Consider the following 15,014-nt stretch of genomic DNA (forward strand, 5'->3'; position numbering starts at 1 on the left):
GGTTCATTATTGAAACGATTAATGACCAATTAAAGAATATATCTCAAATAGAGCACTCAAGGCATCGCAGCTTACATGGTTTTATGTTGAATTTACTTGGCGGACTAATCGCTTACTGTCTGAAACCAGAAAAGCCATCACTCAACATCACAAACACTGAAAAGACAGGATTGATGGCGATGGCTTAAACCGATCTCAGGTTAAGTTATTCTGTTAACGCCCAGTTTACCGCTAATCTTGCTGCCTAGGATCTCTGCTAGCGCAAAGATCCTAGGCATAATTACATAATCGTAATAATCTTTAATAAAATACTATTATTATCACGAATCTAATTTGTTTATAAACTTGCCTCGTTGAAATATAGGAGCAAGTCATGACCAAACGATTATTAGTTCAATTCCGTTATGTAAGCTGGATTGCCATCATTGGCTCTATGGCAGGTTCTGTTTTATTGTTCCTAATCGGAGCAGCAAAAACGTACAATGCGTTCGGAGTTTTTCTGTTCAATACGGCGCCACCAGCAGAATTATTGCATCTAGACCGAGCTGATATTGCCATCAGTTATCTCATTAAGTCTTTGGATACTTTTCTCGTCGCCTTAGTTCTGTTTATCTTCTCCCATGGTGTGTATACCTTATTTATCAAGAACAAGTCGGCAGAAGAGACTGGCACCACTCTCAGCTGGATAAAAACGCCAAATATCGGGCACTTAAAAAATAAACTCGCCGAAGTCATTATTATCATTCTCTTTGTTAAGTTTCTTGAGCTGGTCTTAATAAACTTCAACCAACTTCGATGGGAAATGTTGGTGTTACCCGCGGCGATTCTCATGCTTAGCGCTGGGCTTAAACTATTGGGACTCAGTCAGCACAAATAAAAATGGCCGCCCGATAGGGCAGCCATTTAGTATCTTCACTCTAGGTGACACGCTACATAGTTACGGTAACGGACAACCCATTATCGCCATTCATCGCATAACGAACGCGTGTCACTTGATCAGCTTTGTTTGTATCGAGCATACGTGATATTGAACCTTTACGAATCCATACCGCTAGCATCGCATCAACTCCATCTTCACTAATAGAGAATTTCTTTGCAAGATCGTGCCGGCTCACACCAGGATGCGTCTCAATAAACGATTTGAGCTCAGTCAAAATCATGCTGTTTGTGCCTCCAGGTTATTTTGCTTTTTACCTTCGCTTCTCAACAGCTTGTATACCAGAGCGTAGACCACCAGTATCGCCGCGATCCATGCAGAGCTGGTCACTGGACTGGCGCTAAAATGCGTCACTTGGTAATAAAGTGTCGCACTTCCATAGGCAAGACCCATCGTCCACACTGCAATAAAGCGAGCGTATTTTTGACCAAACTCCCTCACATAAGCCCCCATTGCTGCTACGCAAGGTGTATAAAGCAAAATGAAAATCAAATAAGCAAATGCAGCGTTACCTGTAACAAAGAACCCCTTCAAGTTACCAAAGATAGACGTGTCTACTTCTTGATCTTCTGCAACGGCAGACTTGTCCGACAGATCACCCACATCAACACCTAATGGATCAGAGTAACTTAGCCCTGCTAGGTTATCCGGAATAGACATTACGGCTTCATGTAAGCTACCGACCAAATCATACTCAGTATCTTCAGCTTCACTAGAAGTATATAGGCTATTTAGCGTGCCAACGACAGCCTCTTTTGCAAAGATGCCGGTAATAATACCTACAGTAGCAGGCCAGTTATCTTGTTGAACGCCCATTGGAGCAAACACAGGTGTCACCACTTGAGCGGCTTTCGATAAGACTGAGCTTTCAGTGTTCTCATTACCAAATGAGCCATCAGTTCCGACTGAATTTAAGAAACTCAAAATAGTCACTACAACAACAATGGTCTTACCTGCACCTAAAACAAAGCGCTTGAGCTTCTGCCATGTCTTGATCATTACGTTTTGGAACGTAGGCAATTCGTAGTCTGGCATTTCCATTACTAAGCTGTCGCTTGACCCTGGGTATACGGTGTTTTTTAGCACTAACCCAGTAAATACAGCCGCCACAATACCAAGCAGATAAAGAGCAAACACGATATTTTGACCACTTTCAGGGAAAAATGCTGCGGCAAATAAAGCGTAAACAGGAAGGCGAGCACCACAAGACATAAATGGCGCCATTGAAGCAGCAAGTTTTCGCTCACGTTCTTGATCCAATGTCCGTGTCGCCATGATAGATGGCACGTTACAGCCAAAACCTAAAACCAAAGGAACAAAAGCTTTACCCGGTAGACCGATTTTTTGCATCACTTTATCTAGTACGAACGCTGCGCGAGACATATAGCCAGAGCTTTCAAGTACTGCCAAGAACAAATACAACGCGGCAATAACCGGAATAAAGGTTGCTACGGTTTGGATACCACCACCAACACCATCTGCGATAAGAGTGACAAGCCAAACTGGAAGATGGTTATCAAGCAAATAGTGGCCCCCATCAACCAGCAATGCACCGACACCAATATCAAAGAAGTCGATAAATGCACTACCAATATTAATTGAGAACATGAACATTAAGTACATAACAACAAAAAAGAATGGAACACCCACCCATTTGTTGAGAATGATGGCATCGACTTGCTCAGTAAAACTGCGGCTTAATTTACCTTCACTACGACGAACTTTTTTGCACTGCTCGTGCAAGAAAGTGTATTTAACATCTGCGACTTGAAGGTCAATGTCTAGTCCAGTTTGTTTCACCGATAAATGCACTAAGTCACGCTGCTCAGCATTTAGCGTATTGAGTACCATGACATCATTTTCCAGAGCGCGTATCGCTAAAGCGCGAGCACTCACTTCGCCGCCTTCAAACATCGGTGCTATTTTATCGATAGCCTGTTCCATAGCATCGTCATACTTGATACTAAGTGCATCATGTGTAACGCCTTGAACTACGATTTTGTGCAAGCGGTCTTTGAGTACTTTGACTTGTGTTTTATCCGTTGCAGATAACGTCACAACAGGACAACCCAATGTTTTTTCAAGAGCAACGACATCGAGATTCACTCTCTCTCGCTTTAGTGCATCCATCTTATTGAGTACAACCACCATAGGGCGACCTAACTCACGCAGTTGCAGTGTCATGTACAAGCTGCGCTCAAGACTAGTCGCGTCAACGACATTAATGATGAGATCCACCGAGTTTGTTAACACCGCACGGGAAGCAATAGATTCATCGATACTATTACCGTCATTACCACTATCTAAAGCATAGATTCCGGGCAAATCTGTTAACTCAAAATGATCACCAAGATGATGGTATTGACCGGTTTTCTTCTCTACAGTAACCCCTGCCCAGTTACCAACTTGCTGCTTAGCTCCAGTTAGGCCATTAAACAATGTCGTCTTACCGCTGTTAGGGTTACCTACCGTTAAAATCTTGTAGTTCATGAGTGGGCCTCTACTTCAATGGCATTGGCGATATTGTTACGAATAGCAAGAGCCACGCCACGTACTTCAATTTGCAATGGGTCGCCCATCGGAGCACGACGAACCATCTTGACTTCTGTATTCGGTAATATCCCCATTACCATTAGCTTTTTACGAACATCGTCGTTCAATCCATTTAATGCAGTGATTCTTCCACTACTACCTATTTTCAGCTCTGCAAGTTTCATTAGATTCACCCGATTTCTGTTTAGTAATGAGAAATATTACTATTAGCACTAATTTTATAATTGAAAACTAACATACCGCTTTGAGTGAAATCAATTTTAACCAGATTGCAACTGTATTATTTGTCAAAATGTGTCCGTCAATTACGTCAATTTCATAAACGAATACAACTTTTCATGGCGAAGAAATGACAGAAATAAAAGACAAATAAAAACAAAAGGCTTATAAAACAATTACATAAACCAAATATCAAACAATGGCGCGATTCTTATAATAAGTTGCCGTTTTTTTTATAAGTAAAATAAGTAGAACTACTTATAGTTGAGAGCAACAGAGCAAACCTGCTCCTGTTAATCGAAATTCCAGAGGTGATGTGGGTAACCGCATCACTCCGGCAGCAAGCGAAGGTGTCATTGACGCCCGCGGTATGGTCCCCCGGCTATGCCGCGAATTTTTTCTTACTCGCCTCTCAAACTTCCCTCCGACAGCTACTTTTCTGATTTGTAAACAATTACTCTGTTTCCCATACTCAGAACAAGATGAACAAATGGAATTCGACACTATGTTGAAACTCAATGGTGATGTGGGAGAAAGCTTCGGCCGCTGGCAGATGGGGCAAGATGCTTCCCTGATCCCTTTACTCGATATGGCGAATATCGCTTGCGGCTTTCATGCCTCAGACCCCGACAACATGGTAAAAACCATCGACCTCTGCGTAACACATAGCGTTACAATAGGGGCACATCCGGGTTATGCAGACAAAGAAGGATTTGGTCGACGTTCAATTCCAATGACCGCTAATGAACTCATTCACTCCATGCTTTATCAAATTGGTGCGCTCAAGGCACTGGCTGAATATCGTGGTAGTAACATCGGTTATTTCAAGCCGCATGGTGCTTTATACCATGACATGATGCAATCTGACGAGATACTTAAATGTATGCTTACCGTGTCAGCGACTATCAAGCTTCCTGTTATGGTGTTGGCGACTTGCCGTTCAGCAAAGCTTCTGGAACTCGCGAATCAATATGGTGCCACATTGATATTCGAAGCCTTCGCGGACAGGCGCTACCTCGCATCTGGTTTATTAGCACCGCGAAGCCTTGATGGCGCGGTTCTGCACAACGACACCGATATTCTCAAACAAGTGTCTTCCCTGATTACACACCAATCTGTCGAGACCATTAACGGGCAAACGTTAACATTAAATGCCCAAACACTCTGCGTACATGGCGATAATGAAGCATCCATTCATATGGCGAAGACAATTCGCTCGCTTATTGATTCTCAAGGTGATTCATGAGACCCGACCTGCGCCTAATCGCCGTTTCTGAATCTGCGCTCATGGTGTACTTTGCTAAGGAAGTTGAGCTTAGCTTACCCAGTGCCATTCGCCAGTTATGCGACTGTCTTCAAGCTCAGTTTGGGACAGCGATTCTGAATCTTACCCCTTCCTACACAAGTTTACTGGTGGAATATCATCCTTTACGCACCAATCAACAGCAGCTCAGTCATTTCATAACAACTATTAAAGTCAACCACACGGACGCGGGCCTAGCATCATCGGTCATAACATTACCTGCCTACTATGCCACCGAAGTAGGTCCAGACTTAACGATAATGGCAAATCAACTGTCATTATCAGTAGCGCGTATTATCCAAATACATAGCGAAGCACTCTACACGGTTTGTGCTATTGGCTTCGCTCCAGGGTTTGCGTTCTTGGCGCAAGTTCCTGACGAAATCCAAGTTCCTAGGCTCGAGACACCTCGGCACCGAGTACCAAAAGGCAGTATTGGCATCGCTAAAAATCAAACCGCCGTTTATCCTCAAGATACACCAGGGGGGTGGCAAATAATTGGTAACTGCCCTATTGACCTGTATAACCCCAAACAACCACAACACTGCAAATTGAGCATTGGTGATAAGATTCGCTTCGAAGCCATTAACCAACAAGAGTTTATTCGTCTCGGAGGTCAAATATGCCGAAGTTGGTAGTGATCAATCAAGGTCACCACACTACGATTCAAGATCTTGGTCGCTACCACTGTTCTCACATTGGATTGAGTCAAGGAGGGGTCAGCGATCTCCACGCTCACTGCTGGGGTCAAAAACTGTTAGGTAACCCATCGCAAAATCCAAGCTTGGAAATTGTATTTGGCCGTATAAAGCTACGAGCGATTGGCCAAGTTGATTGTGTGCTCACCGGAGCCGATTGCCAAGCCATCAATGCCACTTTAGGAATATCATTGCCTCAATGGCAAGCATTTCGCTTAAATGATGGAGATGAACTGCATCTATCAGTACCAAGAAGAGGTCTGAGAACCTATCTGTCAGTGCGGGGAGCGTTCAAGTTACCCTCATGTTTAGGTAGCGTCGCTACGGTTGAGAGAAACCAGCTAGGGGGGCTAGGTGAGGGAAAGCCACTTACAGTGGGCGACACACTGACGATAGAAAGTAACGACCAAACCAAGCTCATTCACACCCCTCAATCCGTTATTCCCCACTACCATTCAGAGTGTTTGCTAAGGCTCATTCCAACCTTTCAGTATCAACAATTACCCGCGGAGGTAGTGCAGGACATCCTATCTTCTCGTTATCGCATCTCCACCAACAGCAATCGCATGGGGATACGACTTGAAAACAGCAATACCGCCTTAAGCTCGTCCTCTAATATTGGGTCCATTATATCTGAAGGGATTGTCTGTGGTGCGGTGCAAATTCCTGCCGACGGGAAACCCATTATCTTATTGCAGGATAGGCAAACCTTAGGTGGCTACAAAAAACTCGGTACGGTTGCGTTTAGAGATCTACCCAAACTGGGTCAGTTGAAACCTGGCGATCATATTCGTTTTCAGCTGACGAACCTCGAAGTCGAACGCCAAAAACAACGGGCTTTTTACCACTTTTTCGAACTTTAATCGCCGGCTTCTTCCACATCCAAGGACGCAAACTTGGAAGGAGGTAAGCCAAAATAGAGTTTGAAACGTTGTGAGAAATATGACGGGTCATTGAAGCCACATGAGAACGCCACATCCGCGACTTTCTCACCTTGCAGCAACATCTCGCACGCCTTTTCCATTCTCACGTCGGTCAAATAATCAGTAAATGTCGCACCGAACAGCGACTTAAAACGACGTTGAAAACTACGTTCGGAGATAAACAAAGATTTCGCTGCCAATGCTGTACTGAAATCCGGATCACTAAAATGTGCGGACACTAATTGGGTGACTTGCCGTTTCCAGCTTTCGTACTTATCACTCTTTGCTTCAATCGCAGACGTCTCAAGTTCTGTATTCGGTTTCGCTCTTGACCTCTTTTCATTTGAACTCGTTAGCGAGTCCTCACCCGATAGTGTCCAACGCATGGTAATTCTATTTCGCCCATTACGTTCAACCGGTTTTAATTCCCCACCAGAGTGGTGAATATGGAATGGAAGGCTGCTAGGACTAAAGTCCAGTTGATTCACGGTGATGTCATCACGTTGAGTCGCACGACTTTCACTAAAGTTGGGCAATGGCAGCCCACTGTCTTCAAAACAAACACTGAGTTTGGTGCTATCGTCATCTAACACTATACGGAGAGTTTGACCACGTACTAGACGTCTCATTGCATTCGCTATAATCGAATTAAATATGATATCCAAATCACAGCTATCAACTAATACAACATCGCGACTAGCATGGTTAACAAGCTCTACGGTGATACCATAGCTATCGAGTTCTTTTTGCCAGGCCGCCAACGTAAACTTCATGACTCGCTTCACAGAGCAAAGCATCGGTTTTTGATTATCTTCCTCAAAAACAGCACGTACACTCTTCAAACTGTCACTCGCGCTCCCCCCTTTATAGGCGTAGTTGGCGTTCTCCAATTTAAATTGTTTGGAATGACTGATTGCTTGTTCCGTCAACTCCTTGAGCACATGATGACGTATATTAAAGGCCTTTCGTAACTGTTGATTGTTGCCAACTAACACTCGACTCTGGTGTTGTAATTGCTCTGTTTTTAGCGCCACCTGTGTTTTTAGCGCCGTGTTCATTGCTTGTATTCGGCGCGAACGCCAGTAAATGAACAATCCCGTCAAGCCGATAAAACTCCCCGCTAACAGCGCATAAAACCAGCCCGTCATATACCATGGAGTAAGAACATTGAACTCAAACACGGTAACTTTGGTACTATCCTGCTGGCCCGAAACCGCAATTTCGATATGCTGCTTACCAAGTTTGGGTTTATCAATGTTTAGCTGCTGCCCTCGCAGTTGTTGCCAATCTGAGCCACCAATTCGGTACATCAAACTTTTGCCCTGTGTAAACGGCCAGAGACCTAACTGCAGGGCTATAGAGTCACCGAACTCAACCTCTGGCGTTAATCGCGCCAGACCGCCCAGATGAACGGGTTGGTTGTTTATCAACACTTTTGATACCAACACTTCAGGAGATGGCAACTGAGCATCAAGTAACCGCTCTGAGTTAAATTCAACAATGCCATAGTGCGACCCGACGATCACTTCGCCGCTTTTGTCACTATAACTGCAACTACCATTGATAAATTCATTATTGATTAACCCATAAGGTGCGCTGAAATATTTGCGGATATCACCCTCAGACGAGTAAGCGGAAATGCCTGCTGAGGTCATCAACCAAACATTGTCATTGGCTTGAGTGATGCACACAGGACGAATATTGTCATGAAACAGTGGCAAGGTTCTAAAGGTACGGTTTGGCAAAGACAGCGAAAAAGCGCCGTAACCACTAGCTACCCAAACCTGCTCTTTGCTCGAGGATACCTCGATAACGCTACCAAACGGTTCGCTTTGCTTTATAAAGTGGCTTTTACCATCTTCAATCAGATAAAGACCGTGATCCGTTCCCACCACAGTAAGATTGGGATTGACGACGTCGATTTCGGTTATTTTTGCTGGTAAGTGTTTACTCACTACCCACTCATGACCAAAGTCCGTCACTTGATGAGTCTCGGTATCAACGCTCATTAACCTTAATCCGTCACTCAACCAAAGCGTTTTTCCAGCGCCGATCGCAAGCTGGTCAACATGAGTTGGGATAGTATCGATATCTTGTCGAAGAGGTGTGACTCGATATTTAGCGAGATCCAACAGCAACAACCCGCGATCTGTCGCTAACCATAACTGTTTATTCTGTTGGGTCAACGAAGACACTCGTCCCCAAAATACCAACGTTGATATTCCCTTAAGGTCAATAGAATAAAGTGCCGACGGTGTGATTACCCAGTAGCCACCTAATGGGTTGGCAATCACTTCTAATTTGGCTTCAACGCGCTGCAGTTCATCCTCTAAGGACACGGTATAGCGGCGAAATAAATCACCATATTCGGAAAAATAGCGTATGCCGTTATCCGTCGCGATCCACATTCCATCCATTCGATCTGACACCAACGAGTAGATTTTGTCTCCAGACAAGCTGAAATTGTCGTTAATGTTGTGTCGTACACGCTCTATCCGTTGGGTATTTTTATCAATAAGGAATAAGCCATGCTCTGTCCCCACCCAAAAGTACCGTGTTGACTCTTGAAGCGTAAGGACCTTAGCTCGATTAAGTTGGTGATAATGAGACTCGTTGGTTTCCAAAGAAAACTGCTCTACTCCGGCACCATAACCTATCAAAAGTTGGTATCTAGAATTGGAATAGAATAGTTGAGTCACCCTACCTCGATGACTGGTCTTTAGCTGTGATAGCATTTTATCATGCCATTGAAACACGCCGACGTTAGTGCCCAAATACCAAGTGCCATTAACGTTTAAAACCGCTTGGACATCGATATTCGAACCACTGTAAAAACGCTCAAACATAGCAAGTTCAATTTGCGAGAAATGTTGCGATTTTTGGTCTTGGATGTAGAGGTGTTTCTGATCAGTAAACCAAACTCGTTGTTCGCTATGGCCAACGCGGCGAATACTATCGGTAATCTCTACTTGATATGAACGTCGCTCTTCACCCAGAGGGTATCGAGACCATAACTCATTGCCTCTCGCATACCAAAATCGACCATCTGTAAAAGTCACGATCTCACTATTAAAAGGCACGTCACTCAGTTCAACGAAGCGGTATCCATCAAAAAAGCGAACCTTGTCATGCACATCGATAGACCACAATCCCCCTTCTTCACCAGGGAACAGCTGTCTCGCTGCTAGAAATTTTCCTTCGGTCTGAAGTGTCAAAGGGTAGAAAATAGGAGGGAGTTCAACAGCGAAGCTAGTGACAGAATACCAACCAAACAGCACAACGCTAATGAGTTTGGTAATAAGAGAAAAAAAATATGACGAACAATCCCTACTTTTCCCGCATCGATGGTGCTGCAGGCGTCTACTTAGTAATGAGTAAGGAAAACGTCGGATCAAAATAAACCTAGTTAATTTGCGTCGATAATTATCGACAATCTAATAGATTTATTTAGTTAGGGAAAGTAATAGTGTGACTCCACGCATATAAATGATTGTTAGATCACGCTTGAGATGTTGGTCGTTTTCGATAGTTACTCAAAAACAATCAACATCTCAAGGTTGGCAATTGACTAATTGGGCACAGCTCGACTATTGCGTCATACAATCAACAATGTTGGTCGAGATAGATTCCAGAAAAGTAAAATAGCTGCCATCAGCCACTTGAATATCTGTTCCCAGCGGGTCTAATGTCCCGATTGAGGTGTTCGTTCCACGCGTTACCGACTGAATCACCGCCGGTGTATATTGCGGTTCAGCAAACACACATTTCACATTTTGCTCTCGGAGTATCGTCTTAATCGAGATAAGCGTCTTCGCACCTGGTTTACGCTCTGGGCTCACCGTAAAATGACCTAGATTATTCAAACCAAAGTAGCTTTCAAAATAACCATACGCATCGTGAAATACATAGTAACCTTCAGACTGAATAGGTTTCAGCTGCTGTTGGATTGTCTGCTCTGTTGAATCTAAATTGGTTTCAAATGTTTTTAACTTAGCCACGTAACCAGCTTCATTATCAGGGTCTAGCTCAATGAGTTTAGCGGTAATGGCTTTTGCTACTTGTCTTGACTGCTCTGGACCAAGCCATACGTGCGGGTCATAGCTGCCGTGATGATGCCCTTCATGGCCATGATCGTGTCCGTCCTCATCCCCGTACTCTCTGAGCGCTAAGCCCGGAATGGTTTGAATCTCAAGTACATTACTTTTCCCTTCAAGCGACTTGTCTAGAAAACTCTCAAGGTCGCTGCCAAACCAAATCACCAAATCACTGCTTCTTAACTTTTTCACATCAGAGGGCTTTAAGGCATAATCATGTGGTGACGCGTTCGCACTTAACAAGGAAGATGATGTTTGATCATCTAGAATCAATTCGTGAGATATCATCTCAAACGGTTTTATACTATTGAGTACTTCAAATGCTTGCGATTTCAATGGAAGCAGTGTAGTAAGTGCCAAGATCGGAATGTAACGGTACATGTGCCCTCTAAATGTCTACTAGCGTGTAATGATTCGAAATGTTACATTATAACAATATGAAATTGCAAATGAGTTCTATTCATGACTGAGCTGATAAAACTGAGCGGCGTGACCGTCGAGTTCAGTAAACGTAAGGTGTTAGACGATATTAACCTTACAATAAACAAAGGCCAAATTTTAACCCTTATCGGCCCAAATGGCGCTGGTAAATCAACTCTGGTTAAAGTTCTGCTAGGGTTACAAACTCGTTTTCAAGGTGATATTACCCGAGCCAAAAAACTAAGAATTGGCTACGTTCCTCAAAAACTCAAGTTAAATGACACTCTGCCACTAAACGTGGAACGTTTTCTTGCGCTTGCAGGTAAATACAGCGCTCAAGAAAGGCAAGATGCCTTAACGCTCGTTGGTGCCCAACATTTAATGAAGAGCAACATGCACCAATTATCCGGTGGTGAGAACCAACGTGTGCTACTCGCGCGAGCGCTTCTGCAACGACCTGATCTTTTGGTCTTAGACGAACCTGCACAAGGTGTTGATGTCCAGGGACAAATTGATCTCTATGAGCTTATCGATACTCTGCGCCACCGATTTGGCTGCGCTGTCTTTATGGTTTCCCATGATCTTCATTTAGTCATGGCAAAATCTGATGATGTCATCTGTTTACATCACCATATTTGCTGCCAAGGCAGCCCACAAACTATCACTCAACATCCCTCTTACATCGCGCTCTTTGGCAGTGCGACTAAAGAGACACTGGCTTTTTATCAACATCAGCACACACATCATCATCACGATTTGTCCGGAGAGCCGGTGAAAGGTGACGCGTCACAATGTGCTCATCACAACCATGGGCATTCATCATGATCGAATTCTTACTACCTTCTATCATCGCAGGCATTGGTATCGCATTAATCGCTGGCCCTTTAGGGTCATTTGTTGTTTGGCGACGTATGGCCTATTTTGGTGATACATTAGCTCACGCTTCCTTAATGGGGCTTGCGCTAGGTTTCTTATTAGATATCAACCTATATTTGGCTCTGGTTGTCTGTTGTATGGCTTTGGCTATCATCCTAGTGACACTGCAGAAACAACGACTGGTCGCCACAGATACATTACTCGGTATTTTGGCTCACAGTGCGCTATCGTTGGGTTTAGTTGCCGTCAGTTTCTTAGATAACATCCGAGTGGACTTGATGAGCTATTTGTTTGGTGATCTACTCGCAGTATCACCGACAGATCTGGTGTATATCTATGCCGGAGTCGCCATCATTAGTGCCTTACTGTTTGTCTTTTGGCAACCTCTGCTCTCCACTACAGTTAATGAAGATTTAGCTGCTGTTGAAGGCGTTAACGTCGACCTAATGCGTCTTATCATTATGTTAATGGTGGGGTTAGTTATCGCTATAGGTATGAAATTCGTTGGCGCGTTAATCATGACCTCACTACTAATCATACCAGCGGCAACTGCGCGAAAATTTACTGTGACACCAGAGCAAATGGCCATCACCGCTTCGTTTATTGGTATCATCGCCGTATTTTGTGGTCTGAGTTTATCTTGGTTTTACGACACGCCGGCAGGGCCATCCGTGGTGATCAGTGCTGCAAGCTTCTTCTTACTTGCACAGTTGGTGCCGTCGAGAGCCTAAATTGCAGAGACAAAAAAGCCCCTGCCTTTTTCAAGGCAGGGGCTTTTTTGTACGTCGAATTACCAACCAGTAATTTCACGCAGACCTTTACCGATATCGGCTAGGCTCTTAACCGTTTTAACGCCTGCAGCTTCTAATGCGGCAAACTTGTCTTCAGCGGTACCTTTACCACCAGAGATAATCGCACCAGCATGGCCCATACGCTTACCTGGAGGCGCCGTAACACCAGCAATGTAAGACACCACTGGCTTAGTGACGTTATCTTTAATAAACGCCGCCGCTTCTTCTTCTGCCGTACCACCGATTTCACCGATCATTACGATCGCTTCAGTCTCTGGATCTTGTTCAAACAGCTTAAGAATGTCGATGAAGTTAGAACCAGGGATTGGGTCACCACCAATACCGACACAAGTAGACTGACCAAAGCCTTCATCCGTCGTCTGTTTTACCGCTTCATAAGTCAGTGTTCCTGAACGAGAAACGATACCCACTTTGCCTTTCTTGTGGATGTGACCAGGCATGATACCAATTTTGCACTCATCAGGAGTGATAACACCTGGGCAGTTTGGACCAATCATGACTACGCCAGCTTCATCGAGACGTACTTTTACATCAAGAAGGTCAAGTGTCGGAATACCTTCTGTAATCGTCACAATAAGCTTAATACCCGCATCGATAGCTTCAAGGATCGCGTCTTTACAGAATGGTGCAGGAACGTAGATCACCGATGCTGTTGCACCCGTTTCTTCAACAGCTTCACGCACGGTGTTAAATACAGGTAGACCTAAGTGAGTTTGACCACCTTTACCAGGAGATACACCACCAACCATCTGTGTGCCGTATTCAATCGCTTGCTCTGAGTGGAACGTACCTTGACCACCAGTGAAACCTTGGCAGATAACTTTTGTATCTTTATTAATTAGTACAGACATTATTTGCCCTCCGCTGCAGCAACTACTTTTTGCGCTGCTTCTGTTAGCGAGTTTGCAGCAATGATATTAAGACCACTTTCTGCCAGTTTTTTCGAACCTAGAGGCGCATTGTTACCTTCAAGTCGAACAACTACAGGGACTTCAACACCTACTTCTTCGACCGCACCGATGATACCGTCCGCAATGAGATCACAACGTACAATGCCGCCGAAGATATTTACCAATACCGCTTTCACATTGCTGTCAGATAGGATGATTTTAAATGCTTCTGTAACACGCTCTTTTGTCGCGCCGCCACCAACATCTAGGAAGTTTGCAGGTTGACCGCCGTGAAGGTTTACGATGTCCATAGTACCCATCGCTAGGCCTGCACCGTTAACCATACAACCGATGCTGCCATCAAGAGCAACATAGTTTAGCTCCCACTGTGCGGCATGTGCTTCGCGCTCGTCTTCTTGTGAAGGATCGTGCATTTCACGAAGCTTAGGTTGGCGGTAAAGCGCGTTTGAATCGATATTGATCTTACCGTCTAGGCACAGTAGGTTGCCTTCGCCAGTAATAACAAGAGGGTTAATTTCCAGTAGAGCAAGATCGTACTGTGCAAACATGTTGCCAAGACCCATAAAGATCTTCACAAATTGCTTGATTTGATCGCCTTCAAGACCCAGCTTAAATGCAAGCTCACGGCCTTGGTAAGCTTGAGGGCCAACCAATGGATCAATTGCTGCTTTATGAATCAGCTCAGGAGTCTCTTCTGCTACCTTCTCAATTTCCACACCACCTTCTGTTGATGCCATGAAAACGATACGACGAGAAGCTCGATCAACGACAGCACCAAGGTACAGCTCGTTAGCAATATTTGATGCTTCTTCTACTAGGATTTTTGTTACTGGCTGACCATTGGCGTCTGTTTGGTAAGTCACTAGGTTTTTGCCTAGCCACTTTTGAGCAAACTCTTTAACACCGTCTTTGGTGTCGTGAAGTTCAACGCCACCCGCTTTACCGCGGCCACCAGCGTGAACTTGACATTTGACTACTTTCTTTTCAGTACTGATACGACCAGCGGCTTCGAACGCTTCTTGTGGGGTGTCACATGCGTAGCCTTCTGGTACAGGCAATCCGAATTCTGCAAACAGCTGTTTGGCTTGATATTCATGCAAATTCATTGTGCGATTCCATTTGTTATATCCCTGAGGGATTTTTTATTTCCATAAAACCGGTATCGGTTATACGTCTTTAGGAGTACTCGTTAGAGTCGCCTTAAGGGCTTACTAAGGAGCTAGACGTGAGCAAGTCTAGCCCCCTTTGATTTGGACGTCTATACATCC

Annotated in this window: 14 protein-coding genes; 7 read left to right on the forward strand and 7 right to left on the reverse strand. The window is 44.4% G+C overall.

The window, feature by feature from the left end:
* Both VTH8203_RS04570 and VTH8203_RS04575 read left to right on the forward strand, forming a co-directional pair.
* Positions 1 to 188, forward strand: a 188-nt coding sequence (locus VTH8203_RS04570; protein ID WP_279627165.1) for a transposase, incomplete at its 5' end; no start/stop codon positions are given.
* A gap of 185 nt (positions 189 to 373) precedes the next feature.
* On the forward strand, positions 374 to 877 hold the full coding sequence (locus VTH8203_RS04575) for a YqhA family protein (RefSeq protein WP_096992594.1): 504 nt from the start codon (positions 374 to 376) through the stop codon (positions 875 to 877).
* Positions 878 to 929: 52 nt separating this feature from the next.
* Here VTH8203_RS04575 and VTH8203_RS04580 read toward each other — a convergent pair whose 3' ends face one another.
* The 3 genes from VTH8203_RS04580 to VTH8203_RS04590 are packed head-to-tail and all read right to left on the reverse strand — an operon-like array spanning position 930 to position 3,654.
* The gene (locus VTH8203_RS04580; RefSeq protein WP_096992595.1) at positions 930 to 1,160 is read right to left on the reverse strand and encodes a FeoC-like transcriptional regulator; all 231 of its coding nucleotides are present in this window, start codon (positions 1,158 to 1,160) and stop codon (positions 930 to 932) included.
* Positions 1,157 to 3,427, reverse strand: coding sequence for a Fe(2+) transporter permease subunit FeoB (feoB, locus tag VTH8203_RS04585; RefSeq protein WP_096992596.1), 2,271 nt, complete (start codon positions 3,425 to 3,427; stop codon positions 1,157 to 1,159). The genes VTH8203_RS04580 and feoB overlap by 4 nt, the downstream gene beginning before the upstream one ends.
* On the reverse strand, positions 3,424 to 3,654 hold the full coding sequence (locus VTH8203_RS04590) for a FeoA family protein (protein ID WP_096992597.1): 231 nt from the start codon (positions 3,652 to 3,654) through the stop codon (positions 3,424 to 3,426). Before VTH8203_RS04590 ends, feoB begins: the two co-directional genes overlap by 4 nt.
* A gap of 371 nt (positions 3,655 to 4,025) precedes the next feature.
* On the opposite strand from VTH8203_RS04590, the gene VTH8203_RS04595 reads away from it, so the two are divergent.
* The 3 genes from VTH8203_RS04595 to VTH8203_RS04605 are packed head-to-tail and all read left to right on the forward strand — an operon-like array spanning position 4,026 to position 6,573.
* Complete coding sequence (locus tag VTH8203_RS04595) at positions 4,026 to 4,955, forward strand: 5-oxoprolinase subunit PxpA (RefSeq protein ID WP_306346031.1); 930 nt, start codon at positions 4,026 to 4,028, stop codon at positions 4,953 to 4,955.
* Positions 4,952 to 5,650 carry a 5-oxoprolinase subunit PxpB gene (pxpB, locus tag VTH8203_RS04600; RefSeq protein WP_096992599.1) on the forward strand — a complete coding sequence of 233 codons (699 nt, stop codon included), beginning with the start codon at positions 4,952 to 4,954 and terminating at the stop codon, positions 5,648 to 5,650. The genes VTH8203_RS04595 and pxpB overlap by 4 nt, the downstream gene beginning before the upstream one ends.
* Positions 5,635 to 6,573, forward strand: coding sequence for a 5-oxoprolinase subunit C family protein (locus VTH8203_RS04605; protein WP_096992600.1), 939 nt, complete (start codon positions 5,635 to 5,637; stop codon positions 6,571 to 6,573). Before pxpB ends, VTH8203_RS04605 begins: the two co-directional genes overlap by 16 nt.
* On the opposite strand, the gene VTH8203_RS04610 is transcribed toward VTH8203_RS04605, so the two are convergent.
* Both VTH8203_RS04610 and znuA read right to left on the reverse strand, forming a co-directional pair.
* Positions 6,570 to 9,911 carry an AraC family transcriptional regulator gene (locus tag VTH8203_RS04610; RefSeq protein WP_096992601.1) on the reverse strand — a complete coding sequence of 1,114 codons (3,342 nt, stop codon included), beginning with the start codon at positions 9,909 to 9,911 and terminating at the stop codon, positions 6,570 to 6,572. The two genes, VTH8203_RS04605 and VTH8203_RS04610, sit on opposite strands and share 4 nt — an antisense overlap.
* 309 nt (positions 9,912 to 10,220) lie before the next feature.
* Positions 10,221 to 11,108, reverse strand: coding sequence for a zinc ABC transporter substrate-binding protein ZnuA (gene znuA / locus VTH8203_RS04615; RefSeq protein WP_096992602.1), 888 nt, complete (start codon positions 11,106 to 11,108; stop codon positions 10,221 to 10,223).
* Positions 11,109 to 11,189: 81 nt separating this feature from the next.
* Between znuA and znuC the strand changes: the two genes are divergently transcribed.
* Both znuC and znuB read left to right on the forward strand, forming a co-directional pair.
* The gene (znuC, locus tag VTH8203_RS04620) at positions 11,190 to 11,972 is read left to right on the forward strand and encodes a zinc ABC transporter ATP-binding protein ZnuC (protein WP_096992603.1); all 783 of its coding nucleotides are present in this window, start codon (positions 11,190 to 11,192) and stop codon (positions 11,970 to 11,972) included.
* Positions 11,969 to 12,754, forward strand: coding sequence for a zinc ABC transporter permease subunit ZnuB (gene znuB / locus VTH8203_RS04625; RefSeq protein WP_096992604.1), 786 nt, complete (start codon positions 11,969 to 11,971; stop codon positions 12,752 to 12,754). Before znuC ends, znuB begins: the two co-directional genes overlap by 4 nt.
* A 59-nt stretch (positions 12,755 to 12,813) precedes the next feature.
* Here the strand turns inward: znuB and sucD are convergent, their stop codons facing one another.
* Both sucD and sucC read right to left on the reverse strand, forming a co-directional pair.
* A complete protein-coding gene (sucD, locus tag VTH8203_RS04630) occupies positions 12,814 to 13,686 on the reverse strand; it encodes a succinate--CoA ligase subunit alpha (RefSeq protein WP_006074269.1) in 873 nt (290 codons plus the stop codon).
* Positions 13,686 to 14,852 (reverse strand): ADP-forming succinate--CoA ligase subunit beta, encoded by a 1,167-nt coding sequence (sucC, locus tag VTH8203_RS04635; RefSeq protein WP_096992605.1) that lies wholly within the window; start codon positions 14,850 to 14,852, stop codon positions 13,686 to 13,688. Before sucC ends, sucD begins: the two co-directional genes overlap by 1 nt.
* Between the last annotated feature and the right edge of the window lie 162 nt (positions 14,853 to 15,014).

It is taken from the genome of Vibrio thalassae, from assembly GCF_900089835.1.
In the GTDB taxonomy this organism is placed as follows: Bacteria; Pseudomonadota; Gammaproteobacteria; order Enterobacterales; family Vibrionaceae; genus Vibrio; species Vibrio thalassae.